Here is a 24950-nt window from a genome sequence, read left to right as displayed (position 1 = left end):
CGCTAGATCTCGACGTCACTCCCCATCGTGACCGTCCGGAGCGCCGGCAGCCCGAACCGGGCTGCCGGGTCCGCGGCGTTGTGGGCGAGGGCGACGAACAGCGACCGGCGCCAGCGCACCATCCCGTTCGTCCGCGTGGTGCGGATGGCGCCACGGGAGATGAAGTACGACGCCTTCGTGAAGCCGGCCGGGTCGATCGGCAGCACTCCGGCCCGGCATGCGGCGCGCAGGGCGCGCGGGATGTCCGGCTTGTCGGAGAAGCCGAAGCGGATGCTGAGGTGCTCGATCCCGTCGTCCGCGTAGCCGAGGTCGTCGTACGTGAACGCCTCGCTCGGCGGCACGTGCGGCACCTGCGCCGTGCTGATCGACACGATGACGACGTGCTCGTGCAGGACGTGGTTGTGCTTGACGTTCGCCCGGAGCGCGAGCGGCGTCGTGTCCTTGTTGGGGTGCGGGAACACCGCGATGCCCGGAACGCGCGGCAGATTCTGCACCCGCACGTCCTCGATGAACTCGGAGAGGGAGCCCTCCTTGCGACGGCGGTCGTCCTGCACCAGCTGGCGTCCGCGCCGCCAGGTCGTCATCACGAGGATCACCGCTGCGGCGATGAGCAGCGGCACCCAGCCGCCGTTGATCACCTTGAAGAGGTTGCCCGCGAGGAACGCCAGCTCGAGCCCGCCGAACGCGACCGCCGCGAGCACGATCTTCCAGGGCGCCCAATTCCAGAGGGGCCGCGCGACCAGCAGCAGAAGCAGGGTGTCGACGACGAGTGCTCCGGTCACGGAGATCCCGTACGCCGTCGAGAGACGGTCGGAGGAGCCGAACGCGAGCATGACCGCGATCACGCCGATGAACAGCAGGAAGTTGATCGCCGGGAGGTAGATCTGGCCGCCCTCCCGTTTCGACGTCTGCCGGATGGTGAGCGGAGGCAGCAGTCCGAGCGAGATGGCCTGCCGCGAGAGCGAGAAGGCACCGGAGATGACGGCCTGGCTGGCGATCACGGTGGCCACGGTGGCGAGGATGACGACCGGCAGGCGGCCCCATTCCGGGATCATCAGGAAGAACGGGTTCGCCTTCGCAGCGGGGTTGTGCAGGATGAGCGCCGCCTGCCCCAGGTAGTTGAGCGTGAGGGCGGGGAACACGAGGACGAACCAGGCGCGGCGGATCGGCGACCGGCCGAAGTGGCCCATGTCGGCGTAGAGCGCCTCCGCTCCGGTGATGACGAGCACCACCGCTCCGAGCGCGATGAACGACACCGCCGGGTGGGCGATGATGAACGCTATCGCGTAGGTGGGGGACAGGCCGAGAAGGACCGACGGGTACTGCACGACCATCGTCAGACCCGCAACGGCCAGCACGGCGAACCACAGCACCATGACCGGTCCGAAGAGCACCCCGACCTTGCCCGTCCCGAACCGCTGCCCGGCGAAGAGGACGACCAGGATGACGACCGAGATCGGGATGACGAGGTGCGAGATCGCCGGGACGGTGACGTGGAGGCCTTCGACCGCCGACAGGACACTGATCGCGGGGGTGATGATCGAGTCGCCGTAGAACAGCGCGACGCCGACGATCCCGATGAGCAGCAGCACTCCCGCCTTGCTGGCGCGGTTCGCATACAGCCGCTGGGCCAGCGCAGCCAGCGCCATCACGCCGCCCTCGCCGTCGTTGTCGGCGCGCATCAGGATGCCGAGGTACTTGATCGACACGATGATCGTGACGCTCCAGAACATCATCGAGATCACGCCGTAGACGTCGTCCTGCTGCGCTCCGACCACGCCGCCGTCGAGCAGGAACACCGTCTTCAGCGCATAGAGCGGGCTCGTGCCGATGTCGCCGAAGACGACACCCAGTGCGGCCAGCGCGGCCGCCGCCATGACGGGGTGACGGTGGTGACCGGCCGGAGGTGTGCCGGCGACTCCTCCGTGAGAGGAGCGCGTTCCGCCTCGCTCGGCCGACACCTTCATTCGGGGACTCGCATAGGGGCTACGGTACGCCTCGCAGCGCCCGTCATCAGGCCTGGGCGCGCGGCGGAGCGGTGCTCGCACGCACGACGAGCTCGGGGACGGGGTAGTCCGTCGACCCGGACGGCTCGTCTCCCTCGATCTGCGACACCAGTACGTCGATCGCGTGGGCGCCCAGCCAGGCGAAGTCCTGCCGGATCGTGGTCAGCGGCGGGGAGAAGTGCTTCGCCTCGGGGATGTCGTCGAACCCCACAATGCTCAGGTCGCCCGGCACGGACAGGCCGCAGTCGGCGGCCGCGTGGATGAGTCCGAGCGCCATCTGGTCGTTGGAGGCGAACACCGCAGTGAAGTCGGGATGGTCGAACAGCTTCATCCCGACCTCGTACCCGAGGTCCGCGGTCCAGTCGCCGAGCAGCGGCGCAGTCACGGGGAGATCGTGATCGTTGAGTTCGGCGAGGAAGCCGTTCATCCGGTCCTCCGCCTCGTTCCAGTCCTGGGGCCCGGCGAGATGGCGGATGCGGGTGTGGCCGAGTTCGATCAGGTGCCGGGTCGCCAGGCGCGCGCCCGCCTCCTGGTCGAAGGCCGCCACCCGACCGTCGCTGTCGTCCTTCCAGTGCATGCTGACGAACGGCACGCGGATGGCGACCCGCTGCAGCGCTTCATGTGCGCGTTGCTGCGGCGCGATGACCACCACGCCCTCGACGCCCTGCGCGGCGAAGGCGTCGAGCGCCTCGGAGATCGTGGCGTCGTCCTCCCGCGCCACGGTGGCCGACAGGATGGCGTACCCGCGCGCCCTGGCGGCCTCGTCGATCGCCGTCGCCGCCGAGAACGGGCCGTAGTGCGAGCGGGCCGACACCAGCAGCCCGATCGTCTTCGACCGCGCGGTCGCCAAGGCGCGGGCGGCGCTGTTGGGGCGCCAGGCATGCTCCTCGATGACGGCGCGCACCTGCGCCTCGGTCGACGGCTTGATGTAGCGCTCGCCGTTGAGCACGCGGGACACCGTCTGGCGCGACACTCCGGCCAGCCGGGCGATGTCCCGGATGGAGAGGGCGCGCTGCTCGTCGGCGGGCTTGTCCATGCAACTCGTCTCGTACGGCGAGGGCGGCTTCACTGCCGCCCTCGGTGAACGTGCTCATCATATTTTTCCGCGAACCACTTGACTGACGTGGTGCTCAGGTCATAGCGTCTAACCCGTTCTGGGACCGGTCACATATATCGCGTACCGCCCAGCATACGACGAGGGAGTCGCACATGACAGCAGCCGGATCGCACAGCCGCGATCGCTCCTGCTGCACCCCGTCGAACGCTGGCCGACGGACGCGTGACAGTTCCGAGCTCGGCGAGCCCGTGCGCAGTGGGCGCGCCGGTCGCCACAACGCTCGAAGGGAATCACAGTGAAGTTCAGGAAAGTCGCACTGGCCGCCGCCGCACTCGGCGTCGCGGTCGCACTCGCCGCCTGCTCGGGAGGGGGCCGCGGTGGCGGCACCGGCTCGAGCACGGACAACAAGGGCGCGCTCGTCGGCGTCGCGATGCCGACCAAGGTGTCGGAGCGGTGGATCGCCGACGGCAACGCCGTCAAGTCCGACCTGCAGAAGAACGGCTACAAGGTCGATCTCGAATACGCCAACAACGACATCCCGACGCAGGTACAGCAGGTGAACACGATGATCACCAAGGGCGCAAAGGTCCTGATCATCGCGTCCATCGACGGCGGATCGCTCACCGACCAGCTGGATGCGGCAGCGAAGGCCGGCATCAAGGTCATCTCGTACGACCGCCTCCTCACCGGCGACAAGAACGTCGACTACTACGTCTCGTTCGACAACTACAAGGTCGGCGTCTACCAGGCGAACTCGCTGCTGACCGGCCTGGGCGTGCTCGACGCCGACGGCAAGAAGACCGGCCAGAAGGGCCCCTTCAACATCGAGGTGTTCGCCGGCAGCCCGGACGACAACAACGCCACGTTCTTCTACAACGGCGCGATGGACACGCTGAAGCCGTACATCGCGGACGGGACCCTCGTGGTCAAGAGCGGCCAGACGAACTTCAACCAGGTGGCCATCCTGCGCTGGGACCCGGCGACCGCCAAGGCCCGCATGCAGGACCTCGTCGCGAAGTCGTACTCGACCGGCGCGGACGTCCAGGGCGTGCTCTCCCCGTACGACGGCCTCTCGGACGGCATCCTCAGCGCGCTCGAGGGCGCGGGCTACGGCTCCGGCGGCAAGAAGCTCCCGATCATCACCGGTCAGGACGCCGAGGTCGCCAGCGTGAAGCAGATCATCGCCGGCACGCAGTACTCGACCATCTACAAGGACACCCGTCAGCTTGCGAACGAGGCCGCGAAGATGGCCAACGACGTGCTGTCGGGCAAGAAGCCCGAGGTCAACGACACGAAGAGCTACGACAACAAGGTCAAGGTGGTCCCGAGCTACCTCTTCCAGCCCGTCGTCGTGACCAAGGACAACTACCAGAAGGTCCTGGTCGACAGCGGCTACTACAAGGAATCCGACCTCAAGTAGCGCCGGCCTGACGGTCCGGGCGGGTGCGCAACCGCGTGCCCGCCCGGATCACTGCGAGCAAGGGAGACCATGGCCAACACGATTCTCGAGATGCGGAACATCTCGAAATCCTTCCCCGGCGTGAAGGCGCTGCAGGACGTCTCGATCAGCATCGAGGAAGGATCCGTCCACGCGATCTGCGGCGAGAACGGCGCGGGCAAATCCACGCTGATGAAGGTGCTGTCGGGCGTCTACCCGCACGGCACCTTCGAGGGCGAGATCGTCATGAACGGCGAACCCGTCGAGTTCCGGTCGATCAACGACTCGGAGGCGGCGGGCATCGTCATCATCCACCAGGAGCTGGCGCTATCGCCGTACCTGTCGATCGCCGAGAACATCTACCTCGGCAACGAGCGCCAGAAGCGCGGCTTCATCGACTGGAACGAGACCAACCTCGAGGCGGCGAAGCTGCTCGCCCGGGTGGGGCTCCACGACAATCCGATCACCAAGATCAAGGACATCGGCGTCGGCAAGCAGCAGCTGGTGGAGATCGCCAAGGCATTGTCCAAAGAGGTCAAGATCCTCATCCTCGACGAGCCCACCGCGGCGCTCAACGACGACGACTCGGCGCACCTGCTCGACCTGATCCGCCAGCTGCAGTCGCACGGCATCACGTCGATCATCATCAGCCACAAGCTGAACGAGATCAAAGCGATCGCCGACCGGGTGACCATCATCCGCGACGGCCGCACGATCGAGACGCTGGAGATGGGCAACGCGGGCACCAGCGAGGAGCGCATCATCAAGGGGATGGTGGGCCGGGATGTCGCCAGCCGCTTCCCCGACCACGTGCCCCACATCGGCGAGGAGCTGCTCCGGGTCGAGGACTGGACCGTCCACCACCCGCTCGACCGCACCCGCACGGTCGTCGACAACGTGAGCTTCCACGTCCGCGCCGGCGAGATCGTCGGCATCGCGGGCCTCATGGGCGCCGGACGCACCGAACTCGCGATGAGCATCTTCGGCAAGAGCTACGGCGTCGGGATCAGCGGCCGCGTCTACAAGCGCGGCGAGCAGATCTCCGTCAACACGGTGTCGAAGGCCATCGCGAACGGCATCGCCTACTCGACGGAGGACCGCAAGCACTTCGGCCTCAACCTGATCGACAACATCCAGCGCAACATCTCCATCGCGGCGCTCGACAAGCTGGCGAACTGGTTCCGCTTCATCAACGAGCAGCGGGAGTCGCTGGTCGCGGAGCAATACCGCAAGAGCATGAACATCAAGACGCCGAACGTCCTGACGCTCACCGGCAAGCTCTCCGGCGGCAACCAGCAGAAGGTCGTGCTGTCGAAGTGGATGTACTCCGACCCGGAGGTGCTGATCCTCGACGAGCCCACCCGCGGCATCGACGTCGGCGCCAAGTACGAGATCTACACGATCATCGACCGGCTGGCCGACCAGGGCAAAGGCATCGTCGTCATCTCTTCCGAGCTGCCCGAGCTGCTCGGGATCTGCGACCGCATCTACACCCTCAGCGAGGGCCGGATCACCGCCGATGTGCCGCGCGAGAAGGCCACCGCCGAATACCTCATGCAATTCATGACCCAGGAACGCGAGAAGAACACCGCATGAAACCGCTTACCAAGGCCCTCAACTACCTGACCGGGCAGCTGCGTCAGATCGGCCTGTTCATCACCCTGATCGCTATCGTCGTCTTCTTTCAGGTGGCGACGGGCGGCATCACCCTGGCGCCGATCAACGTGTCGAACCTGATCGTGCAGAACAGCTACATCCTGATCCTCGCGATCGGCATGGTGATGGTGATCATCGCCGGGCACATCGACCTGTCGGTCGGAAGTGTGGTGGCGTTCATCGGCGCCATGGCCGGCGTGTTCATCTCGCAATGGCATCTGCCGTGGCCGCTCGCGATCGTGTTCTGCCTGGTGCTCGGCGCCCTGGTGGGAGCGTGGCAGGGGTTCTGGATCGCGTACTTCGGCATCCCGGCGTTCATCGTCACGCTGGCGGGCATGCTGGCGTTCCGCGGCGCGGCGCAGATCGCACTGGGCAACCAGCAGATCTCGTTCTTCCCGAAGGAGTTCCGCGCCATCGGATCCGGCTTCCTGCCCGCATTCGGGACGACCGGTTACGAGCCGCTCACGATGATCCTGGGTCTGCTGGCGAGCATCGCCATCCTGGCGTCGTCGCTCCGCCAGCGTGCGGTGCGCCGCAAGTACGACCTCGAGGACGAGCCGCTCTGGTGGTTCATCGTCAAGCTGGTGTTCCTCATCCTGCTGGTGCTGGTGATGACCGTCCTGCTCGCCAGCTACAACGGCACCCCGATCGTCCTGATCATCCTGGCGGTGCTGGTGGTCGGCTACTCGGCGATCATGAACCGCTCGGTGTTCGGCCGTCACATCTACGCGATCGGCGGCAACCTGGCTGCCGCGGCGCTGTCGGGCGTGAAGACGAAGCGCGTCACGTTCCTGCTGTTCGTGAACATGGGTGTGCTGTCCGCTGTGGCCGGTCTGGTGTTCACCGCGGGCCTGAACCTGGCGAGTCCGAGCGCCGGGACGAGCTTCGAACTGGACGCGATCTCGGCCGTCTTCATCGGTGGAGCAGCGGTGACGGGAGGCATCGGCACGGTCACCGGCGCGATCATCGGTGGTCTCATCATCGGTGTGCTCAACAACGGCATGTCCATCCTCGGCATCGACAGCGACTACCAGCTCCTCATCAAGGGCCTGGTGCTGCTCGCAGCGGTCGCGTTCGACGTGTACAACAAGCGCCGGTCGGTGGGCCAGTAAGGCGGGGCTCGTGATGCGGGCGCGCGTCGACCGCTTGTACCGACCGCACCGCTGTTGCTATGCCTGGGGCTGAACGAGGAGGCCTCATGAAAGCGATCACGGTGAGGGATGCCGCGGCCGGAGCGGACGGTATGACGATCGACGAGCGCCCGCTTCCGCATGCGTCGGAGAACGATGTGATCGTGCGGGTGCACGCGGCCGGGTTCACGCCGGGCGAGCTGTCGTGGCCGGCGACCTGGACCGACAGGGCCGGCCGCGACCGCACTCCCACGGTTCCCGGCCATGAACTCGCCGGAGTCGTGACCGAGCTGGGCTACGGGACGACCGGACTGACGGTCGGCCAGCGCGTGTTCGGTCTGGCCGACTGGACGCGCGACGGCACGCTCGCCGAGTATGTCGCGGTCGAGGCCCGCAACCTGGCGCCGCTTCCCGCCGACGTCGACTTCGTGACCGGCGCGAGCCTCCCGATCTCGGGCCTCACCGCGTGGCAGGGACTGTTCCTGCACGGCGGCCTGCAGGCCGGGCAGACCGTCCTCGTGACCGGCGTGGCCGGCGGTGTGGGTTCCGTGGTGGTGCAGCTGGCGCGGGCTGCGGGCGCTCGGGTGATCGGCACGGGCCGCGCCGGTCACCGGAAGCGGGCCGAGGAGGCCGGCGCGCACGCCTTCGCCGACATCGATCGGGGCGAATTGGATGCGGTCGGCGACGTCGACCTCGTGTTCGACGTGCTCGGCGGGGAACCCGGCGCGCGAGCCGCTGCCCTCGTGCGTCCCGGTGGGACTCTCATCTCGATCGCCGCACCGCCGGAGTCCGAGCGCGTCGGCATCCGGTCGGTGTTCTTCGTGGTCGAGCCGAGCCGCACAGAACTCGTCGACCTGGCGGCGCGCGTCCTGGGCGGCACGCTCCGCACATTCGTCGGAGACGTCGTCACGCTGGACGAGGCGGCGACCGCGTTCCGGGCGGGCGCGTCGAAGGGCGGCGGCAAGACCATCGTGAGGGTTGTGGCGGACTAGCGCGCCGTACGACTCAGTCCGTCGCGAAGACCTCCTTCGCGACCGCCATCGCCGACATGGCCTTCGGCCATCCCGCGTAGAACGCGAGGTGTGTGATCGCCTCGATGAGTTCCGCTTCCGTCGCCCCGTTGTCCCGGGCGAACGCGAGGTGGAACCGGAGCTGCTCGACGTTCCCGCCCGTCAGCAGCGCGGCGACGGTCACGAGGCTGCGGTCCCGCTTCGAGAGTTCGGGGCGCTCCCACACCTCGTCGAAGAGCACGCGATCGGTGTAGTGGACCAGTCCCGGCGCGAAGTCGCCGAACGCGCGCTGTCCTCCCGTCCATCCGGTGGTCTCGTCGCTCATGCCGTGCGCCCTTCGTACTCGTCGTCCGTGATGTGCTCTTTCCAGTCGGTCGTGTCGGCTGCGTCGTCCGCCGACTCCAGCATCGCGATGTGCTCCATGAAGCACCCGGGCGCGGCCGCATGCCAGTGGTCCTGACCAGGCGGCGTGTACAGGGTCTCGCCCGGATGGACCTCGATGACGTTGCCGTCGCGGTCGCCGAAGCGTGCGACGCCGGCCGTCACGCGGAGGTACTGTCCGCGCGCGTGGCTGTGCCACGCGGTGCGCGCACCCGGCGCGAACCGGACGAGCGCGACGGTCATCCGCTGGTCGCCCTCGTGCGGCCCGGCGATCGGGTCGACCCAGACGTCGCCGGCGAACTGCTCCGGCGGGTTCTTGACGGTGGGGATGCGGGGCTCGATGTTCATCGCCTGTCCTTTCTCGATAGTGCTCACAGGGTCAGGAGGACCTTGGTGGCTCGGCGCTCGTCCATGGCCTTGTAGCCTTCGGCCGCATCCTCCAGCGGGAGTGTCAGGTCGAAGACCGCGCCGGGGTCGATCTCGCCGTCCATGATGAGCGCGATCAGCTCCGGGAGGAACCGGCGAACGGGAGCAGGTCCGCCGTGCAGGTGGACGCCGGAGAAGAACAGTTCGAGTCCGGGCAGCTCGACGTCGTGCGAGACGCCGACGTATCCGACGTGTCCGCCCGGCCGGGTCGCACGGATGGCCTGCATCATCGACTCCTGCGTGCCGACGGCTTCGATGACGGAGTGGGCGCCGAGTCCTCCGGTGAGTTCCTTGATCCTCTCCACGCCCGCGTCGCCGCGCTCCTCGACGATGTCGGTGGCGCCGAAGCGACGGGCGAGCGCCTGCCGGTCGGCGTGACGGCTCATGGCGATGATGCGTTCAGCGCCGAGCTGGTGTGCGGCGAGGACGCCGAGGAGTCCGACCGCCCCGTCGCCGACGACCGCGACCGTCTTGCCCGGGCCCGCTTCGGCGGCGACGGCGGCGAACCAGCCGGTGCCGAGCACGTCGGAGGCGGCCAGCAGACCGCGGACCTGATCCGGAGTGGGCGCGCTCGGGGTGGCCACGAGGGTTCCGTGGGCCAGCGGCACCCGCAGCTTCTCGGCCTGCGTGCCGAGGGATCCCATCGGCACCGCGTGGATGCAGCGCGACTGGTAGCCGGCCGCGCAGATCTCGCACGTGTTGTCGGACGCGAAGAACGACCCCACGACGAAATCGCCCACGGCCACGTTCGTCACCGCGTCGCCGACCTGCTCCACGACGCCGACGTATTCGTGGCCCATGGGGGTCGGGCCGTCCACCGGGTCCGTGCCGCGGTAGGGCCACAGGTCCGAGCCGCAGATGCAGGCGGCCTCGACCCGGATGATGGCGTCCGTCGGCTCCTGGATGGTCGGGTCGGCGCGTTCCTCGACGCGCACGTCCCGGGGTGCGTACATCACTACTCCACGCATGTGAGTGATCCTTCCGTTGGGTACGTCTCCATGACACCTCCCCGCGCGACCGGCAGGGAGTCCCTGCGGAGAGGTGTACCCGCAGGGCATCCCTGAGCCCGCGCCGGAGACGTACTCTCGATGGCATGGACAACCGAGCAGAGGTCCGCGAGTTCCTCATGAGCCGCCGTGCCCGGCTGAGCCCCGAGCTGGCCGGCCTCGCAGCGGGCTCCGGCCGCCGCGTGAGCGGGCTGCGCCGCTCCGAGGTCGCCACACTGGCGGGGGTGAGCGTCGAGTACTACGCGAAGCTGGAGCGCGGCGCGATCGCAGGCGCGTCCGCCTCCGTCCTCGACGCCGTCTCGCAGGCGCTGCAGCTGGATGAGGCCGAGCGCGCACACCTGCTGGACCTCGCCCGGGCAGCGGACGGCATCCCGACCTCCGGTCGCGCGCGGCGGCGGCCGACGCGCAGCCCAGCAGCCCGCCCGAGCCTCCATTGGATGCTGGACGCGGTCACCGACGGGATAGCCGTCGTGCGCAACGCGCAGTCGGACGTCCTCGCCTTCAACCCGCTGGCCCGCGCCTTCTACGCCCCGATGATCGGCGACGGCGGCCGAACGCCGAACTTCGCCCGCTTCCAGTTCCTCGACCCGGCGTCGCGCGACTTCTATCCGGACTGGGACCTCTTCGCTGACATGTGCGTCGCCAACCTGCGGGCCGAGGCGGGACGCGACCCGCACAACCCGGCGATGCAGGAGCTCGTGGGCGAGCTCTCCACGCGAAGCGAGACGTTCCGTCAGCTGTGGGGAGCCCACAACGTCCGGACCCACGGCGCGGGCGTCAAGCGTTTCCATCATCCCGTCGTCGGCGACCTCACCCTCGCCTTCGAGGAGCTCGCTATCACCGCTGACCCGGGTCACGCCGTCCTGGTGTACACGGCCGAACCGGGGTCGGAGTCGGCTCAGCGGCTGCGCCTGCTCGCCTCCTGGGCGGCAGACGCCTCCTTCACTCGGTCAGAGCCGTCGACTCGCGCGTGACCAGGCGGCACGGCACCTCGTGCACGCCGGGAGCGGCGTCTCCGTCGATCGCGCGGAACAGCAGCTGGGCGGCCACACGGCCGAGCTCTTTGAGGTTCATGTCGATGGTCGACAGCGGCGGCCGCGACTGGGTCGCCAGCGGCTCCCAATTGTCGTGCCCCATGACCGAGATGTCGGCCGGGATGTCACGGCCCTCCTCGCGCAGAGCATCGATGACGCCGCGCGCGATCTGGTCGGATCCGCAGAGGAACCCGTCCACGTCGGGGTAGCGGGCCAGGACGGCGCGCGCTCCTCCCCGGCCCCAGTGCTCGCTCCAGGCCCCGTACATCGCCTCACCGCCCAGGAGCTCGAGGCCCGCGTCGGCCAGCGCCTGGCTCGCACCGGCGACCCGGTCACGCGCCGCGCTGTAGCTGATCTCGCCAGAGATGTAGGCGATGCGTCGGCGACCGCACTCGATGAGGTGTTCGGCGGCCAGCCGTCCTCCGCCGACGTTGTCGCTGGCGACGGAGATGTCGGCGGGGTCGGAGGAGGGCGCGTAGGCGTAGACGACCGGGACGGGCAGGTCGTTCGGCAGGGGAGCCCGCGGGTTGGTGGTCTCGCCGACGACGATCAGGCCGTCGATGCGGCGTGACAGCAGGGCGCGGATGTGGTGCTGCTCGCGGATCGCGTCGCCCCGGGCGTCGCACAGGAAGATGGACGCGCTGCCGGCGCCGAACGCATCCTCGGCCCCCATCAGGATCGGGATCGAGAACCGGCCCTCGAGGTCGCCGGTGATCAGCCCGACCGTCCCTGTCCGCCCGGCGATGAGGCTCTGGGCGACGGCGTTGGGCGTGAAACCGACCTTCTCGGCGGCGGCGAACACCCGCCCCCGCGTCCGCTGCGCAACCTCGGCCTTGCCGTTGAGCGCTTTCGAGGCCGTCGCCAGGGAGACGCCCGCGAGTCTTGCCACGTCGCCGAGGGTGGGCGCCTTGGGTGTGACGGGTTCGCTGGCCATTCGCCCTCCGGGTTTCAGTAGTTTCGAAAGATTAGCCGGAAAATTTCGGCGGGTCAATCTGCGGTTAGCGCTTGACGGCTTGCGGATACTCGCGCTTTACTTACCGAAAGCCCTTTCGGGATATTCGAAATACGGCTGCACAGAGGCATACACAGCCCGACTCAGTGACGAGTTCAGCTCCCCGCGAGCTGCTGCTCGATGGAGAGCAAGAGGAGATGCGATGACCACATTCCGTTCCCGCTCGCGACGTATCGTCGCGGCGGTGGCAGCAGGCGCGCTGGCGATAACGCTGGCAGCCTGCTCAGGCGGCACAGCCTCGACCGGCACCCAGACCATCAGCAAAGACGGGACCGACGACGGTTCCAAGTTGACGCTCTGGACCCGCGCACCGCTCGAGAAGCAGGCCAAGCTGCTCGTGGAGGCATACAACAAGAGTCACAAGAACCAGGTCGAACTCACCGTCGTACCCAACGACGACTACGTTGCGAAGGTCGGCGCAGCCGCCGGATCCAACGGCCTGCCCGACCTCTTCGCCGCGGACATCGTGTATGTGCCGAACTGGGTGAAGCAGGGACTGTTCCAGGACATCAGCAAGCAGGTGGACGGTCTCTCCTACAAGGATGAGATCAACAAAGGACACCTGAAGGCCGGGACGATGGACGGCAAGGAGCACGTGCTCCCGTTCGTGCTCGACCTGTCCATGCTGTTTTGGAACAAGGAGCTCTTCACCCAGGCCGGCCTGGACCCGGATAAGGCCCCGGCGAACCTCGCGGAGTTCGCGGCCGACGCCAAGAAGATCCAGGCGCTCAACAAGCCGGACACCTACGGCACCGCGACGGGCCTCAACTGCGGCGGCTGCCTGGTGTTCACCTGGTTCCCGAGCGTCTGGGCGGACGGCCAGCAGGTGATGAACGAGGAGGGCTCGAAGTCGCTCCTCGCGAGCGACACCGCCAAGGACGTCTACAGCACATGGCAGGACCTCTGGAAGTCGGGCGCCGTGCTCCCGTCGTCCAAGGACGAGGCCGGTCCCACCTGGACCGCCGGCTTCACCGAGGGCAAGGTCGGCCTGATGTTCTACCCGGCGACCCTGCTCTCGTCGACGCCGTTCGACGCGGGCGTCGCCGGCATCCCCGGCCCGAAGGGCGGCGGATCGACGTTCGTCGGCGGTGACGGTATCGGCATCTCGAAGGACTCCAAGAAGGCCGCACAGGCGTGGAACTTCCTCAACTGGATGATGTCCGAGGACGCGCAGGTCGGCGTGCTGGCCAAGGACAAGGACGTCGTCTCGCGCTCGGATCTGGCCAACAACAAGTACTCGTCGCAGGACCCGCGCCTGGTCACCATCAACGAGGTCGCAGGCAAGGGCGAGACGCCGTTCTCGCTCAACTTCCAGCAGGCGTTCAACGCACCGAACAGCCCCTGGCTGACGCTCGTGCGCAACGCGGTGCTGGGCGACGGCAAGTCGGTCGACGCCGACAACAAGGAGATCACCTCGGTGCTCTCGCAGTAAAACGGGTCGCTCGCGACCGCTTCCGGATCCGCGGGTGGATGCGCACAGCATCCACCCGCGGCCCTCCTCCGACGAAAGGCTTCACACATGACCGCGAGCATGACGGCGGGCTCTGCCTCCGCCCGCTCCGTTCGCCGCAGGAGCAGACGCCCGCGCGGACGCCTGCTCGGCTGGGCGTACGCCGCCCCGACGGCACTGTTCGTCGCACTGCTGTTCCTGCTGCCGCTTCTCCTGGTCCTGCAGATGTCCGCCTCGAACTGGCCTCTGCTCGGCGGCAACCAGGGCATCAACTTCCCCAAGAACTACGTGGACGCGGTCAACAACCGCTTCTTCACCGACTCCATCGTCTTCACCGTCACCTATACGGTCATCACGACGGTCATCCTCCTGGCACTGGCGCTGGGTCTCGCCCTGCTGGTCCAGGAGTCGACGCGGTGGAAGGGCGTCCTCCGGACTGCGATCCTGGTCCCGAGCGCGCTCGGGCTCGCGTCGGCCTCGCTGCTGTTCTACGTGCTCTATTCGCCCATCGCCGGACCCTTCGCCGAGCTGATGAAGGCGTGGGGCTTCACCTTCCTCGGCACCCCGGCCGGCGCTCTGTGGTCGACCGTCTTCCTCATCGTCTGGCGGTACGCCGGCTTCTACATGCTGTTGATGCTGGTCGGCCTGCAGGGAATTCCGGAGGAGGTCTACGAGGCGGCCAGGATCGACGGGGCCAGCCGGTTCCAGATCTTCCGGTCGGTCACCCTTCCGCTGCTGCGGCCGACGCTGGCGCTGACCACCGTGCTGTGCGTCACCGGCTCCCTGCTCGCGTTCGAGCAGTTCTACATCCTGACCAAGGGCGGCCCGGACAACAGCACCATCACGGTGGTGCAACTCATCTACAGCGTCGCGTTCCAAGGGCCGAACAACCTCGGCGTCGCCGGAGCGCTCTCGGTGATCGTGCTCCTCGCGCTCATCGTCGTGAACGTCGCCCAGATCCGGGCCTTCGGCGAGAAGGAGGGCGCGGCATGAGCGCACAGTTGATGGACCCCACCACGGTCGACGCGGAGCGTCCCGGCGGAGGCAGCAGGCGCCGACCGGTCTCCCGTCTGGCAGGCGTGGCGGTCCGCACGCCGTACTGGGTGCTGACGGGCGGCCTCGCGCTCATCTTCCTGTATCCGCTGATCTGGACGGCCGTGTCTTCGTTCGCGCCGCGCGCGGGGACCAGCCAGACGCAGGGATGGGGCCTCGGGAACTACGCCTCCCTCGCCAACTACCAGGCGGGAATCTGGGTCTATATCGGCAATTCGCTGTTCGTCTCGCTGCTGACCGTGCTGCTGACGCTCACCGTGTCCCTGTTCGGCGGCTACGCGTTCGCGCGGTTCCGGTTCCCGGGCCGCAACGTGCTCTTCATGGCGACGCTGGCCATCCTCATGGTCCCGTATGCGACGCTGTTGATCCCGCTCTACGTGCTGCTCAACCTCGTCGGGCTGTCGAACTCGCTGGTCGGCGTCGCCCTCGTGCTCACGATGTTCCAACTCCCGTTCGCAACCTTCATGATGCGGATCTCGTTCGAGTCCGTGCCGCGCGAGCTCGACGAAGCGGCGATGGTGGACGGCTGCTCCAGCTTCCGCGTGCTCTGGCGGGTGCTGCTCCCGGCCGTCAAGCCCGGCCTCATCACGGTCGGACTGTTCGCCTTCCTCGCGGCCTGGAACGACTTCATCGCTCCGCTGATCCTGATCAACGACAGCAACCGGATGACCCTCCCGCTGGCGATCTCGAACCTGCGCGGGCAAGTGCAGGGCGTCGTCGACTACGGCGCCACCGAGGCCGGCGTCGTGGTGCTCGCCGTGCCGTGCATCCTGCTGTTCCTCGTCCTCCAACGTCACTACGTCCGGGGCTTCATGTCCGGCGCTTTCAAAGGATGATCATGACCCTCACCGACACCGATCGAACCGTCCACTCGCCCGTCGGGCCGACTGTGCCCAGCCGGGGTGCCCTGCGCCCGCTGGGCCTCGACGAGGTGCGGATAACCGGCGGGTTCTGGGCCGATCGGCAACGCGTGAACGCGGACGGTACTCTGCCGCACATCCAGCACTGGCTGGAGCGGGAGGGCTGGCTCGGCAATTTCGATGCCGCCGCCGCCGGGACGTTGACGGCGGACAACCGACGAGGTCGCGAGTTCGCCGACTCCGAGGTCTACAAGTTCCTGGAAGCCGTGGCCTGGCAGCTGGGGCGGGAGCCCGACGCGGGGCTGGAGGAGCGCTTCCGGAAGGTGGTCGCCCGGGTGGCGGCCGCGCAGGAGCCCGACGGCTACCTCAACACGAACTTCGGGCGCCGGGGCCAGGGCGCGCGCTGGTCCGATCTCGAGTGGGGGCACGAGCTCTACTGCGCCGGGCACCTGTTCCAGGCGGCCGTGGCGCGGGCCCGGACGCATCCGGACGCCGGCGACGGACTGCTTGCGGTCGCGACGAGATTCGCGGACCTGATCTGCGACGTCTTCGGTCCGGGCGGGATCGAATCGGTCTGCGGCCACGCCGAGGTCGAGACCGCTCTCGTGGAGCTGGGCCGGGCGACCGGCGAACGGCGTTACATCGAGCAGGCGCGCCTGTTCGTCGAACGCCGGGGGACGGGCGTGCTCCGTGACATCGAGTGGGGCCGCTCCTACTATCAGGACGATATGCCCGTGCGCGAGGCGGACGTGCTGCGCGGCCACGCCGTGCGGGCGAACTACCTGGCGTCGGGGGCGACGGACGTCGCGGTCGAGACCCGAGATGAGGGCCTCCTCTCGGCCCTCCGTCGTCAGTGGGCGAACACAGTGGCCCGGCGGACGTACATCACCGGGGGGCAGGGATCCCATCACCAGGACGAGGCGTTCGGCGACGACTTCGAACTGCCGCCGGACCGGGCCTACTCGGAGACCTGCGCGGCCATCGCGTCCGTGCAGTTCAGCTGGCGGCTGCTGCTCGCCCAGGGCGACCCGCAGTACGCCGACCTGATCGAGCGCACCCTCTACAACGTCGTCGCGACCTCGCCGTCGGCCGACGGGCGGGCCTTCTACTACGCGAACACACTGCACCGGCGGATGCCCGGCGAGCCGGCCGACCCGGACACCGTGTCGCCGCGCGCTGAAGCGTCGCTGCGCGCGCCATGGTTCGAGGTCTCCTGCTGCCCGCCGAACGTCGCACGGACGCTGGCCAGCCTCGACTCCTACATCGCAACGGCCGGAGGCGACTCCCTGCAACTGCACCAGTTCGCGCCGTCGCGCATCAGCACCATCCTGCCCAACGGCGAGCCGGTCGAGCTGGCGGTGGAGACCGGTTATCCCGTGGAGGGTCGCGTGACGGTCCGAATCCTGAGGGACGCGCGCGAGCCCTGGTCCCTGCAGCTGCGAGTGCCGGCGTGGGCGCGGGGTGCGACGGTCACGGTCGACGGGGATGCCGCGACGGCCGATCCGGGAACCGCGACAGTGCGGCGGCTTTTCCGGGCCGGCGACACCGTCGTCCTGGACCTGCCCGTCGCGCCGCGCTTCTCGGCCGCGGACCCGCGGGTGGATGCCGTGCGTGACAGCGTCGCGGTCGAGCGCGGGCCGGTGGTGTACGCCCTCGAGTCCAACGACCTGCCTGACGGCTGGGCCGACGTCGCCGACGCGGTGGTCGACGTGAGCCGGCCGCCGGCGGACACGGATGGATCGGTCACCGTGAGGATGTCCCGGCGCGCGGAGCGCGACCTGCCCTGGCCGTACGGCCCGGCAGAGCCTGGGGCCCCGCAGGCGGAGGCCGAGGTTCCGCTCGTCCCGTACCACGATTGGGCGGAGCGGGGCCCATCGACGATGCGGGTCTGGATCCCGGCGAGCTGAGCCGATCCGTCCGGGGGCGGGAGACGTGAAGCCCTCCCGCCTCCGGCGCTCCCCACGCGGGTGGCGTATTAGTGGAGCCGTGGAGAATACTGCGAGCAACGCTGCGACCGATACCGACGGATGGTCGAACGGCTGGGCGGGGGACCCCGGCGAGCTCGTGTACGGACTCGACCTCTCGCGGTTCGCGGACGGCGACGGTGACGGCTTCGGAGACTTCGCCGGGGCGATCGAGCATTTGGAGTACGTCGCTTCGCTCGGCGTGACCTGGATCTGGCTGCTGCCGTTCTATCCGAGCGCCCGGCGCGACAACGGGTACGATGTCGACGACCACGTCGCGGTCGACTCGCGCTTCGGCGACGTGGATGCCCTGCGGGCGTTCCTGGCCCGAGCCCACGAGCTGGGGATGCGCGTCCTCATCGACGCCGTCCTCCACCACACCTCCGACCGGCATGCCTGGTTCCTCGCCGCGCGCGAGGACCCGCACGGCCGGGCCGGCCGCTTCTTCGTGTGGAGCGACGACGACTCGGTCGAGCAGGGCGACCATCCGATGTTCCCGGGCGAGGACGACCACGTGTGGAAGTTCGAGGAGCGGGCCGGCAAGTACTACCACCACCAGTTCTACGAGTTCCAGCCGGACCTCAACGCCACCGACCCGGACGTGTTCGAGGAGATCGTCCGCGTGCTCAGCTTCTGGCTGGAGGTCGGCGTCGACGGCTTCCGCATCGACGCGGCGCTGTTGATCGTCCAGGGTAAAGGCCGCCCGGACACGGACGTCGCGGACGGCGAGTTCTTCGACCGCCTCCGCGCCCGCCTCCGTGAGGTGCGGCACGATGTCGCGCTGATCGCCGAGGCGGACGAGTCGCCGGAACTGATGGCGTCGCTGGTGGAGCGCGGACGCTTCGAGGCGGTCATCGACTTCACCCTCAACAACTCGGTCGTCCTCGCGCTCACGCGGGGTGAGGCTCGCCCGATCCGGGAGGCGTTGCGCCGCCTGGACGACAACATCCCCCCGGTCGCCCGGCTCAACTTCCTGCACAACGCCGACGAGATCGACCTCCAGCAGTTGAGCGAGGATGAACGGAAAGAGGCCTTCGAGCATTTCGCCCCCGAGCCCGACATGCTGATCTACGGGCGCGGGATCCGGCGTGGGTGGGCGCCGATGATGCAGCCGGCGCAGCGCGTGCGGATGACGGTCAGCCTGCTGTACGCACTCCCCGGGGTTCCGTTGCTGCTGGCCGGGCAGGAACTCGGCGTGGGCGACGACCTCGGGGTGGAGGGGCGCGGCGCGGCGCGGACGACCATGCAGTGGGACGACGCGCGCTGGGGCGGATTCACGACGGCCGACGCGTCACCGCTCACGCTTCCCGCCCAGGCGGACGGGCCGTTCGGGTGGCCCGCGGTCAACGTGCGGGCGCAGGAGGCGGACCCCGGCTCGCTTCTCTCGCTGGTCCGGCGCATCTCGGCGGTGCGGAGGGAGAAGAACGCCGACGCGGGCGGATGGACGGCTGTCGACGTCGGGCAGCCCCAGGTGCTCGCCCTGCAGCGCGACGGCCTGATCACCCTGCACAACCTGTCGGGAGACGCGGTCGACGTCACCCTCGACGGCGACTACGACAGTGCGCTCTCCGAGCAGTGGGACGGCCGGACGCTCGGCGCCTACGGCTTCGCCTGGCTGTCCGCCTGACCTACCGATGCCGCAGGAGGCCGTCATCCGACCCCGTGTCGAGCCCGTCCCGCCGTGTTCGACACGGCGTATACGGTGCCGCCCTTCCGCGGGGCCCTAGCATCGCAGTGCGCGCGGCCCGTCGTGGAAGGCCGCGCGCATCCTCTTTTCCCGGGGCGGCTCTTCCCGGGGCGGTTCCTCGCGGGCTAGATCGCCCGGATGGTCCAGGATGCGGTCGACGAGGCTCCCGGCTCCAGCACGATGAGGTCGTTGCCGGAGTTGAACGCGTCCGGCGGGCAGGTCATCGGCTCGACCGCGAGCCCGAGCCGGTTGAGCTCGGGAATCGGCTGGTCTGCCGTATGGAGCTGCACCCACGGGCAGCTCTCGTCCCAGACCATGGCCACTCCGGTGCCGTCTGCGGTGGTGAGCCGCACGGTCGCCGCGCCGTCGGCGGTGCGCTCCAGGCCCGTGAAGGCGTGGTCGATGAACGTGTCGCCGATGCGGCGCGGTGAGCGGAAGTCCCAGCTGCCGCCGTTCTCGGAGGCCACATCCGCCAGCGCGATCGGGATGAGGCGGTCCTCGGTGACGGTCAGCACCTGATCGGCCGGGAGCGTCAGCGTCCAGTCGTCCACGGTGCCGTCGCCGGCTACCAGGTACGGGTGCGGCCCGGTGCCCCACGGGGCGCGGGACGGGCCGGTGTTCGTCCCCGTCACGGTCGTGTGGAGCCCCTCTTCGTCGAGCAGGAACGCGACGCTGACCTCCACCCGGTGCGGGTAGCCCTGCTGCGCCTCGATCGTCGCCGAGAACGTGGCGCTGTCCGCGGCGCGGTCCACTGCGGCGAAGTCGAGCCAGGCGGCGAGGCCGTGCAGGGCGTGCCCGCGCGAAGGCTCGGTGAGCGCCAGCTGCTGCTCGATGCCCTCAAACGCGTACCGGCCGTCGACGACCCGGTTCGGCCACGGCGCGAGCGTGGCGCCGCGGAACGCGGGACGCACCTCGTCGGCGCCGAACGGGACGACGAGGTCGCGCCCGTCGAACTCGAGCGTCCGCAGCGTCGCGCCCACGGACGCGATGGTCGCGTGGTAGTCGCCGGCGCTGAGACCGAAGTGGGTTCCGGAGATGGGGATGTTCATCCGCCCATTCTCTCCGACCCACCACCCACCGTCGAGCCCGCGAAGAATACGCGCTCTCGTCGATGCGCGAGCGGCTAGGCGGCCGCGCGGAGCGCTGCGTAGAGGTCGGCGCGCGCCGGGAACGAGCCGAGGTCGCGGCCGAGCAGCCGTTCCGCCTCCGCGACACGGGCGCGCAGGGTGTGACGGTGCATCCCGAGCTGACGGGCGGCGACGTCGTAGACGCCGTCCGCATCCAGCCAGGTGCGGAGGACGCCCGGCAGCGTCGGGTCCGCCGCCACCAGCGGCTGGAGCGCGGTGACCGCGACCGCTCGCGCGTCCGGCGTGTGGAGGAGGGCGAGCATCCCCGCCGAAGCGACCTCGTCGAAGGAGGGGACCGGATCGTCCGCCGAGGCCCGGCTGCGCGCGGCGTGCGCCTGCTCGAGCGCCGCGGGCAGCGCATCCAGTCCGGCGTTGGACGACAGCCCGCCGCGGAGGTCGAAGCGCATGGCGAGGGCGAGCGCCGCCGCATCGTCGCCGAGGACGACGAGGTCCGAGCCGTCGCGTGCGAAGAACCCGTCGGCGTTCGCCTCGAGCCAGTCGAGCGCGGCGGCGACCGTGGCACCGGTGAGCACCGCGACGCGGAGAGGGGATGCGGGCAGCGCTCCCAGCACCGGTTCGGCGATGGAGGCGGCGACCGCCGTGTCGCCCGCGAGCAGCGCGCGCCAGACCGCGGTCCGCAGGCGCGCCCGCGCCGCATCCGCCGCGCGCGTCTGCTCGAGGGCCAGGCCGGCGAGGGCGACGACCCCGGTCACGACCTGCTGCGCGGCCGCATCCAGTGCCTCCGACCCGACGGCCAGCACGCCGCGGAGGCGTCCGGCGGCGCCCAGGGTCTGCAGGGCGAACGGGCCCGCGTCCGTGCCGACCGTCCCGGCTGCCCGGCGTCCGCTCCGCAGCAGCGGATCGGCGGCCTCCGCGAGCGCGCGGCGGGCCCGCGCATCCAAGCCCCCCGAGGGGTAGCTGCGGCTGACGGCGCCGTCGCTTCCGACCAGGGCGACGGGCCGTTCGATCTGGCGCGACAGCTCCGACAGCACGGCGCCGAGCGCGTCCGGGCGGAGAGCGGCGAGCGAGATGGCGCGGGAGGCCCGCAACGCCCACGTGCTGCGGGCGTACGCATCGGCGGCCACCCGGTCGGCGACGAAGCGGACGACGGCGATGAAGGGCGTCCGGTACGGCACCTCGAAGAGCGGGAGCCCGTGCCGCGTGCACGCCTCGACGAGACTGGCGGGCGTCCCGTCGCGCACGACCTCTGTCCCGAAGCCGAGCGCCGCGATCCCGTGCTCCGCCAGCCGGCGCACGTACGGCTCCGCGTCCTCGGGCGGCTCCGTCACGAGCAGCACCTGACCCGGCGACAGGAACGGCGTCGGGTCGGGGAGGTCCGAGCTGTGCGCCCACGCAAGCGGGGCGTCCGGGTCGCCGACGCTGCTCGGCGTGAGCAGCCGCAGGCCCAGCTCGGGGCGCGCCAGGAGCTGGGTGAGAGTCGCGGGCATGAGGCTCCATCCGCCAGGGTGTCGATCCCCGGCGGAGCGATTGTACGTCGTGTCCAGGCGTCTTCGCGCGCCGACTTCCTACATTCGACACATGACCATCCTCGACACCGCCATCGACACTCCCGTCGGCGGACCCTCGCTCCCGCAGGAGCGCCGGCTCGTCACCCCGATCCCCGGCCCCGAGTCGCGCAAGCGCGCGGAGCGCAAGGCTAAGGCCGTCGCCGCGGGCGTCGGCGCCACCATCCCCGTGTACACGGTCGCTGCCGGAGGCGGCGTGCTGGTGGATGTGGATGGCAACTCGCTCATCGACTTCGGCTCCGGCATCGCCGTGACCGGCGTCGGCAACTCCGCCCCGCGCATCGTCGAGGCCGTCACCGCGCAGGTCGCCGCGTTCACGCACACCTGCTTCACGGTCGCTCCTTACGACTCCTACGTCGACGTCGCGGAGGCGCTCAACCGGCTCACCCCCGGCGACTTCGACAAGCGCAGCGCCCTGTTCAACTCGGGCGCCGAGGCCGTCGAGAACGCGGTGAAGATCGCGCGCCACTACACGGGCAAGCAGGCGGTCGTCGCGTTCGACCACGCCTACCACGGCCGCACCAACCTCACGATGGGCCTCACCGCGAAGAACCAGCCATACAAGAACGGCTTCGGCCCGTTCGCCCCCGAGATCTACCGCGCACCCCTGAGCTACCCGCTGCGCGACGGCGGACTCTCCGGCGCGGAGGCGGCCAAGCGGGCCATCTCCATGATCGAGAAGCAGATCGGCGCCGCCAACCTGGCCGCCCTGATCATCGAGCCCATCCAGGGCGAGGGCGGCTTCATCGTCCCCGCCGACGGCTTCCTCCCGGCGCTCCAGCGGTGGGCGAACGCGAACGGCGTCGTCTTCATCGCCGATGAGGTGCAGACCGGCTTCGCCCGCACCGGCACCATGTTCGCCTCCGAGCAGTTCGGCATCGAGCCCGACCTGATCGTCACCGCCAAGGGCATCGCGGGCGGCCTGCCGCTCTCCGCGGTCACCGGCCGCGCCGAGATCATGGACGCCCCGCAGGTCGGCGGTCTCGGCGGCACCTACGGCGGCAACCCGCTCGCCTGTGTCGCAGCGCTCGCCGCCATTGAGACGTACGAGCAGGAGGACCTCGCTGCTCGCGCCCGCCAGATCGGCGACATCCTGTTCGAGAAGCTCGGCGCCCTCCGCGACGCCGACGCCCGGGTCGCCGAGGTGCGCGGCCGCGGCGCCATGGTCGCGATCGAGCTCGTCGACGCCGAGACCGGCGAGCCGGACGCTGCGCTGACCGCCAAGGTCGCCGCCGCGGCACACGCCGCCGGTGTCGTGCTGCTCACCTGCGGCACCTACGGCAACGTGATCCGCTTCCTCCCGCCGCTGAGCATCCCGGACCACCTGCTCATCGAGGGTCTCGACGTCGTCGCGGAGGCGGTGGCGGGCGCATGACCATCGTCGACACCACCGCCGAGCTCACTGCACGCGAGTCCGAGCTGCTCGCCCGCGTCCCCGACGGCCTGTTCATCGGCGGCCGGTGGGAGGCGGGCACCCGCGAGCAGATCCAGGTGCAGGACCCCGCGACCGGGCGCGTCATCAAGCGCATCGCGAACGCCTCCCCTGAGGACGGGATGCGAGCGCTGGATGCCGCGGTCGCCGCCGCCGACGAGTGGGCCGCCACCGCGCCCCGCGTCCGCGGCGAGATCCTCCGCCGCGCATTCGACCTGCTGCAGGAGCGCCGCGACGACTTCGCGCTGCTGATGACCCTCGAGATGGGCAAGCCGCTCGCCGAGGCCAACGGCGAGGTCACCTACGGCGGCGAGTTCCTGCGCTGGTTCTCCGAGGAGGCGGTCCGCATCTCCGGCCGCTTCGGGCAGAACCCCGAGGGCACCGGCACCATGGTCGTCTCGCACCGTCCGGTCGGGCCGTCCTTCCTGATCACGCCGTGGAACTTCCCGCTCGCGATGGCGACCCGGAAGATCGCCCCCGCGCTGGCGGCCGGCTGCACCGTCGTGGTGAAGCCCGCCGAGCTGACGCCGCTCACCACGCTGTTCTTCGCGCAGCTGCTGACCGACGCCGGTGTGGCCGAGGGCGTCGTCAACGTCATCCCGACCAGCACGGCGCGTACGGTGTCCGAGCCGATCATCGCCGATCCGCGCCTCCGGAAGCTGTCGTTCACGGGCTCGACGCCGGTCGGCCGCTCGCTGCTCGCGCAGGCCGGTCAGAACGTCCTCCGCACCTCGATGGAGCTCGGCGGCAACGCGCCGTTCGTCGTGTTCGAGGACGCCGACCTGGACAAGGCGGTCGAGGGTGCGATGCTCGCGAAGTTCCGCAACATCGGCCAGGCCTGCACCGCCGCGAACCGCTTCATCGTCCACGAGTCGGTGGCCGAGGAGTTCGCGCGCCGCGTCACCGCGAAGGTGGAGGCGCTCCGGATCGGTCGCGGAACAGACGACGGGATCACCATCGGCCCGCTGATCGACGACCGGGCGGTCGCCTCCATGTCCGCGCTGGTCGAGGACGCGGTGACGCGCGGAGCACGGGTGCTCACGGGCGGCAACGCTCCCGAGGGCGACGGGTTCTTCTTCGAGCCGACCGTGATCGTGGATGTGCAGCCCGGCAGCGAGCTGCTCCGCGAGGAGATCTTCGGGCCGATCCTCGCGATCAGCACCTTCTCCACCGAGGACGAGGCGGTCGCCGCGGCGAACTCCACCGAGTACGGGCTCGTCGGCTACGTGTTCACCCGCGACCTCGCCCGCGGTCAGCGGATGATCGACCGGATCGACACGGGCATGATGGGGCTCAACACCGGACTCGTCTCCAACGCGGCTGCGCCGTTCGGCGGGGTCAAGCAGTCCGGTCTGGGCCGCGAGGGCGGTCTCGAGGGCATCAACGAGTACCTGAGCACCAAGTACACGCTCATCCCCGCCTGATCGGGGAACCGCCGAGAGAACCGCCGAGGAGCGCGCCGCTGGATGTCAGTCGGCGCGCTCTTCCGCGTTCAGCTCCTGCTTGACGTCGTGCTCGATCAGCACCGGCACGAAGTCGCGGACGGGGGCGCCGTCGAACTCCTCGTAGTGCTTCTCGACGAGTTCGTCGATGCGCTCGCGCGGAACCTCGGGGTAGCGGTCGGCGAGCCGCTCGGCGGCGTGCTCGACGGCGAGGTCCTCTTCATCGGGGGTCTGGCGGTCGTCGGTCGTCAT

General features: G+C 69.4%; 21 protein-coding genes. 12 read left to right on the top strand and 9 right to left on the bottom strand.

Features of this window, described 5'->3' with window-relative positions:
* Positions 1-2 precede the first annotated feature (2 nt).
* Together QRN40_RS03710 and QRN40_RS03705 are read right to left on the bottom strand one after the other, a co-directional pair.
* Positions 3-1877 (bottom strand): potassium transporter Kup, encoded by a 1875-nt coding sequence (locus QRN40_RS03710; protein WP_285114133.1) that lies wholly within the window; start codon positions 1875-1877, stop codon positions 3-5.
* Between the two features lie 136 nt (positions 1878-2013).
* A complete protein-coding gene (locus QRN40_RS03705; RefSeq protein ID WP_285114132.1) occupies positions 2014-3042 on the bottom strand; it encodes a LacI family DNA-binding transcriptional regulator in 1029 nt (342 codons plus the stop codon).
* A gap of 316 nt (positions 3043-3358) precedes the next feature.
* On the opposite strand from QRN40_RS03705, the gene chvE reads away from it, so the two are divergent.
* The 4 genes from chvE (at position 3359) to QRN40_RS03685 (ending at position 8279) form a co-directional block, all read left to right on the top strand.
* Positions 3359-4483 (top strand): multiple monosaccharide ABC transporter substrate-binding protein, encoded by a 1125-nt coding sequence (gene chvE, locus QRN40_RS03700; RefSeq protein ID WP_285114131.1) that lies wholly within the window; start codon positions 3359-3361, stop codon positions 4481-4483.
* Positions 4484-4552: 69 nt separating this feature from the next.
* Complete coding sequence (gene mmsA / locus QRN40_RS03695; protein ID WP_285114129.1) at positions 4553-6097, top strand: multiple monosaccharide ABC transporter ATP-binding protein; 1545 nt, start codon at positions 4553-4555, stop codon at positions 6095-6097.
* Positions 6094-7269, top strand: coding sequence for a multiple monosaccharide ABC transporter permease (gene mmsB, locus QRN40_RS03690; RefSeq protein WP_285114128.1), 1176 nt, complete (start codon positions 6094-6096; stop codon positions 7267-7269). The genes mmsA and mmsB overlap by 4 nt, the downstream gene beginning before the upstream one ends.
* Positions 7270-7355: 86 nt before the next feature.
* Positions 7356-8279, top strand: coding sequence for an NADP-dependent oxidoreductase (locus tag QRN40_RS03685; protein WP_285114127.1), 924 nt, complete (start codon positions 7356-7358; stop codon positions 8277-8279).
* Positions 8280-8292: 13 nt separating this feature from the next.
* On the opposite strand, the gene QRN40_RS03680 is transcribed toward QRN40_RS03685, so the two are convergent.
* Genes QRN40_RS03680 through QRN40_RS03670 form a run of 3 tightly spaced genes read right to left on the bottom strand, consistent with a single transcriptional unit; the run spans position 8293 to position 10072 of the window.
* Positions 8293-8622: a carboxymuconolactone decarboxylase family protein gene (locus tag QRN40_RS03680; protein ID WP_285114126.1), complete on the bottom strand. Its 330-nt coding sequence runs from the start codon at positions 8620-8622 to the stop codon at positions 8293-8295.
* Positions 8619-9026 (bottom strand): (R)-mandelonitrile lyase, encoded by a 408-nt coding sequence (locus tag QRN40_RS03675; protein WP_285114125.1) that lies wholly within the window; start codon positions 9024-9026, stop codon positions 8619-8621. Before QRN40_RS03675 ends, QRN40_RS03680 begins: the two co-directional genes overlap by 4 nt.
* Before the next feature lie 23 nt (positions 9027-9049).
* Positions 9050-10072 (bottom strand): zinc-dependent alcohol dehydrogenase family protein, encoded by a 1023-nt coding sequence (locus QRN40_RS03670; protein WP_285114124.1) that lies wholly within the window; start codon positions 10070-10072, stop codon positions 9050-9052.
* Between the two features lie 125 nt (positions 10073-10197).
* Here QRN40_RS03670 and QRN40_RS03665 point away from each other — a divergent pair, with 125 nt between their 5' ends.
* Complete coding sequence (locus QRN40_RS03665; RefSeq protein ID WP_285114123.1) at positions 10198-11085, top strand: helix-turn-helix transcriptional regulator; 888 nt, start codon at positions 10198-10200, stop codon at positions 11083-11085.
* Here the strand turns inward: QRN40_RS03665 and QRN40_RS03660 are convergent.
* Positions 11054-12079 carry a LacI family DNA-binding transcriptional regulator gene (locus QRN40_RS03660; RefSeq protein ID WP_285114122.1) on the bottom strand — a complete coding sequence of 342 codons (1026 nt, stop codon included), beginning with the start codon at positions 12077-12079 and terminating at the stop codon, positions 11054-11056. The genes QRN40_RS03665 and QRN40_RS03660 overlap by 32 nt on opposite strands.
* A 220-nt stretch (positions 12080-12299) precedes the next feature.
* On the opposite strand from QRN40_RS03660, the gene QRN40_RS03655 reads away from it, so the two are divergent.
* The 5 genes from QRN40_RS03655 to QRN40_RS03635 all read left to right on the top strand — a co-directional run bounded on the left by QRN40_RS03655 (position 12300) and on the right by QRN40_RS03635 (position 19111).
* A complete protein-coding gene (locus tag QRN40_RS03655) occupies positions 12300-13589 on the top strand; it encodes an ABC transporter substrate-binding protein (RefSeq protein ID WP_285114121.1) in 1290 nt (429 codons plus the stop codon).
* A gap of 87 nt (positions 13590-13676) precedes the next feature.
* Positions 13677-14600 (top strand): carbohydrate ABC transporter permease, encoded by a 924-nt coding sequence (locus QRN40_RS03650; RefSeq protein WP_285114120.1) that lies wholly within the window; start codon positions 13677-13679, stop codon positions 14598-14600.
* The gene (locus tag QRN40_RS03645) at positions 14597-15496 is read left to right on the top strand and encodes a carbohydrate ABC transporter permease (protein WP_285114119.1); all 900 of its coding nucleotides are present in this window, start codon (positions 14597-14599) and stop codon (positions 15494-15496) included. Before QRN40_RS03650 ends, QRN40_RS03645 begins: the two co-directional genes overlap by 4 nt.
* Positions 15497-15498: 2 nt before the next feature.
* A complete protein-coding gene (locus QRN40_RS03640) occupies positions 15499-17427 on the top strand; it encodes a glycoside hydrolase family 127 protein (RefSeq protein WP_285114118.1) in 1929 nt (642 codons plus the stop codon).
* Positions 17428-17506: 79 nt separating this feature from the next.
* Positions 17507-19111 carry an alpha-amylase family glycosyl hydrolase gene (locus tag QRN40_RS03635; RefSeq protein WP_285114117.1) on the top strand — a complete coding sequence of 535 codons (1605 nt, stop codon included), beginning with the start codon at positions 17507-17509 and terminating at the stop codon, positions 19109-19111.
* 185 nt (positions 19112-19296) lie between these two features.
* Here the strand turns inward: QRN40_RS03635 and QRN40_RS03630 are convergent, their stop codons facing one another.
* Together QRN40_RS03630 and QRN40_RS03625 are read right to left on the bottom strand one after the other, a co-directional pair.
* Complete coding sequence (locus tag QRN40_RS03630; RefSeq protein ID WP_285114116.1) at positions 19297-20220, bottom strand: aldose 1-epimerase family protein; 924 nt, start codon at positions 20218-20220, stop codon at positions 19297-19299.
* 74 nt (positions 20221-20294) lie between these two features.
* Positions 20295-21746: a PucR family transcriptional regulator gene (locus QRN40_RS03625; protein ID WP_285114115.1), complete on the bottom strand. Its 1452-nt coding sequence runs from the start codon at positions 21744-21746 to the stop codon at positions 20295-20297.
* Between the two features lie 91 nt (positions 21747-21837).
* Here QRN40_RS03625 and gabT point away from each other — a divergent pair, with 91 nt between their 5' ends.
* Both gabT and QRN40_RS03615 read left to right on the top strand, forming a co-directional pair.
* Positions 21838-23199, top strand: coding sequence for a 4-aminobutyrate--2-oxoglutarate transaminase (gene gabT, locus QRN40_RS03620; RefSeq protein ID WP_285114114.1), 1362 nt, complete (start codon positions 21838-21840; stop codon positions 23197-23199).
* Positions 23196-24680: an NAD-dependent succinate-semialdehyde dehydrogenase gene (locus QRN40_RS03615; protein ID WP_285114113.1), complete on the top strand. Its 1485-nt coding sequence runs from the start codon at positions 23196-23198 to the stop codon at positions 24678-24680. Before gabT ends, QRN40_RS03615 begins: the two co-directional genes overlap by 4 nt.
* Positions 24681-24725: 45 nt before the next feature.
* On the opposite strand, the gene QRN40_RS03610 is transcribed toward QRN40_RS03615, so the two are convergent.
* A complete protein-coding gene (locus tag QRN40_RS03610) occupies positions 24726-24950 on the bottom strand; it encodes a three-helix bundle dimerization domain-containing protein (RefSeq protein ID WP_285114112.1) in 225 nt (74 codons plus the stop codon).

This window comes from Leifsonia sp. fls2-241-R2A-40a (assembly GCF_030209575.1).
Classification (GTDB): Bacteria; Actinomycetota; Actinomycetes; order Actinomycetales; family Microbacteriaceae; genus Leifsonia.
Note: the sequence above shows the minus strand (reverse complement) of the source record. Positions and strands in the feature narration are given on the sequence as shown.

Excerpts from the sequence above, each read along its gene's own strand:
- QRN40_RS03710 (WP_285114133.1), bottom strand. The coding sequence starts at position 1,877 with ATGGCGGCGGCCGCGCTGGCCGCACTGGGTGTCGTCTTCGGCGACATC.
- QRN40_RS03705 (WP_285114132.1), bottom strand. The coding sequence starts at position 3,042 with ATGGACAAGCCCGCCGACGAGCAGCGCGCCCTCTCCATCCGGGACATC.
- mmsA (WP_285114129.1), top strand. The coding sequence starts at position 4,553 with ATGGCCAACACGATTCTCGAGATGCGGAACATCTCGAAATCCTTCCCC.
- mmsB (WP_285114128.1), top strand. The coding sequence starts at position 6,094 with ATGAAACCGCTTACCAAGGCCCTCAACTACCTGACCGGGCAGCTGCGT.
- QRN40_RS03685 (WP_285114127.1), top strand. The coding sequence starts at position 7,356 with ATGAAAGCGATCACGGTGAGGGATGCCGCGGCCGGAGCGGACGGTATG.
- QRN40_RS03680 (WP_285114126.1), bottom strand. The coding sequence starts at position 8,622 with ATGAGCGACGAGACCACCGGATGGACGGGAGGACAGCGCGCGTTCGGC.
- QRN40_RS03675 (WP_285114125.1), bottom strand. The coding sequence starts at position 9,026 with ATGAACATCGAGCCCCGCATCCCCACCGTCAAGAACCCGCCGGAGCAG.
- QRN40_RS03670 (WP_285114124.1), bottom strand. The coding sequence starts at position 10,072 with ATGCGTGGAGTAGTGATGTACGCACCCCGGGACGTGCGCGTCGAGGAA.
- QRN40_RS03665 (WP_285114123.1), top strand. The coding sequence starts at position 10,198 with ATGGACAACCGAGCAGAGGTCCGCGAGTTCCTCATGAGCCGCCGTGCC.
- QRN40_RS03660 (WP_285114122.1), bottom strand. The coding sequence starts at position 12,079 with ATGGCCAGCGAACCCGTCACACCCAAGGCGCCCACCCTCGGCGACGTG.
- QRN40_RS03655 (WP_285114121.1), top strand. The coding sequence starts at position 12,300 with ATGACCACATTCCGTTCCCGCTCGCGACGTATCGTCGCGGCGGTGGCA.
- QRN40_RS03650 (WP_285114120.1), top strand. The coding sequence starts at position 13,677 with ATGACCGCGAGCATGACGGCGGGCTCTGCCTCCGCCCGCTCCGTTCGC.
- QRN40_RS03645 (WP_285114119.1), top strand. The coding sequence starts at position 14,597 with ATGAGCGCACAGTTGATGGACCCCACCACGGTCGACGCGGAGCGTCCC.
- QRN40_RS03640 (WP_285114118.1), top strand. The coding sequence starts at position 15,499 with ATGACCCTCACCGACACCGATCGAACCGTCCACTCGCCCGTCGGGCCG.
- QRN40_RS03630 (WP_285114116.1), bottom strand. The coding sequence starts at position 20,220 with ATGAACATCCCCATCTCCGGAACCCACTTCGGTCTCAGCGCCGGCGAC.
- QRN40_RS03625 (WP_285114115.1), bottom strand. The coding sequence starts at position 21,746 with ATGCCCGCGACTCTCACCCAGCTCCTGGCGCGCCCCGAGCTGGGCCTG.
- gabT (WP_285114114.1), top strand. The coding sequence starts at position 21,838 with ATGACCATCCTCGACACCGCCATCGACACTCCCGTCGGCGGACCCTCG.
- QRN40_RS03615 (WP_285114113.1), top strand. The coding sequence starts at position 23,196 with ATGACCATCGTCGACACCACCGCCGAGCTCACTGCACGCGAGTCCGAG.
- QRN40_RS03610 (WP_285114112.1), bottom strand. The coding sequence starts at position 24,950 with ATGACGACCGACGACCGCCAGACCCCCGATGAAGAGGACCTCGCCGTC.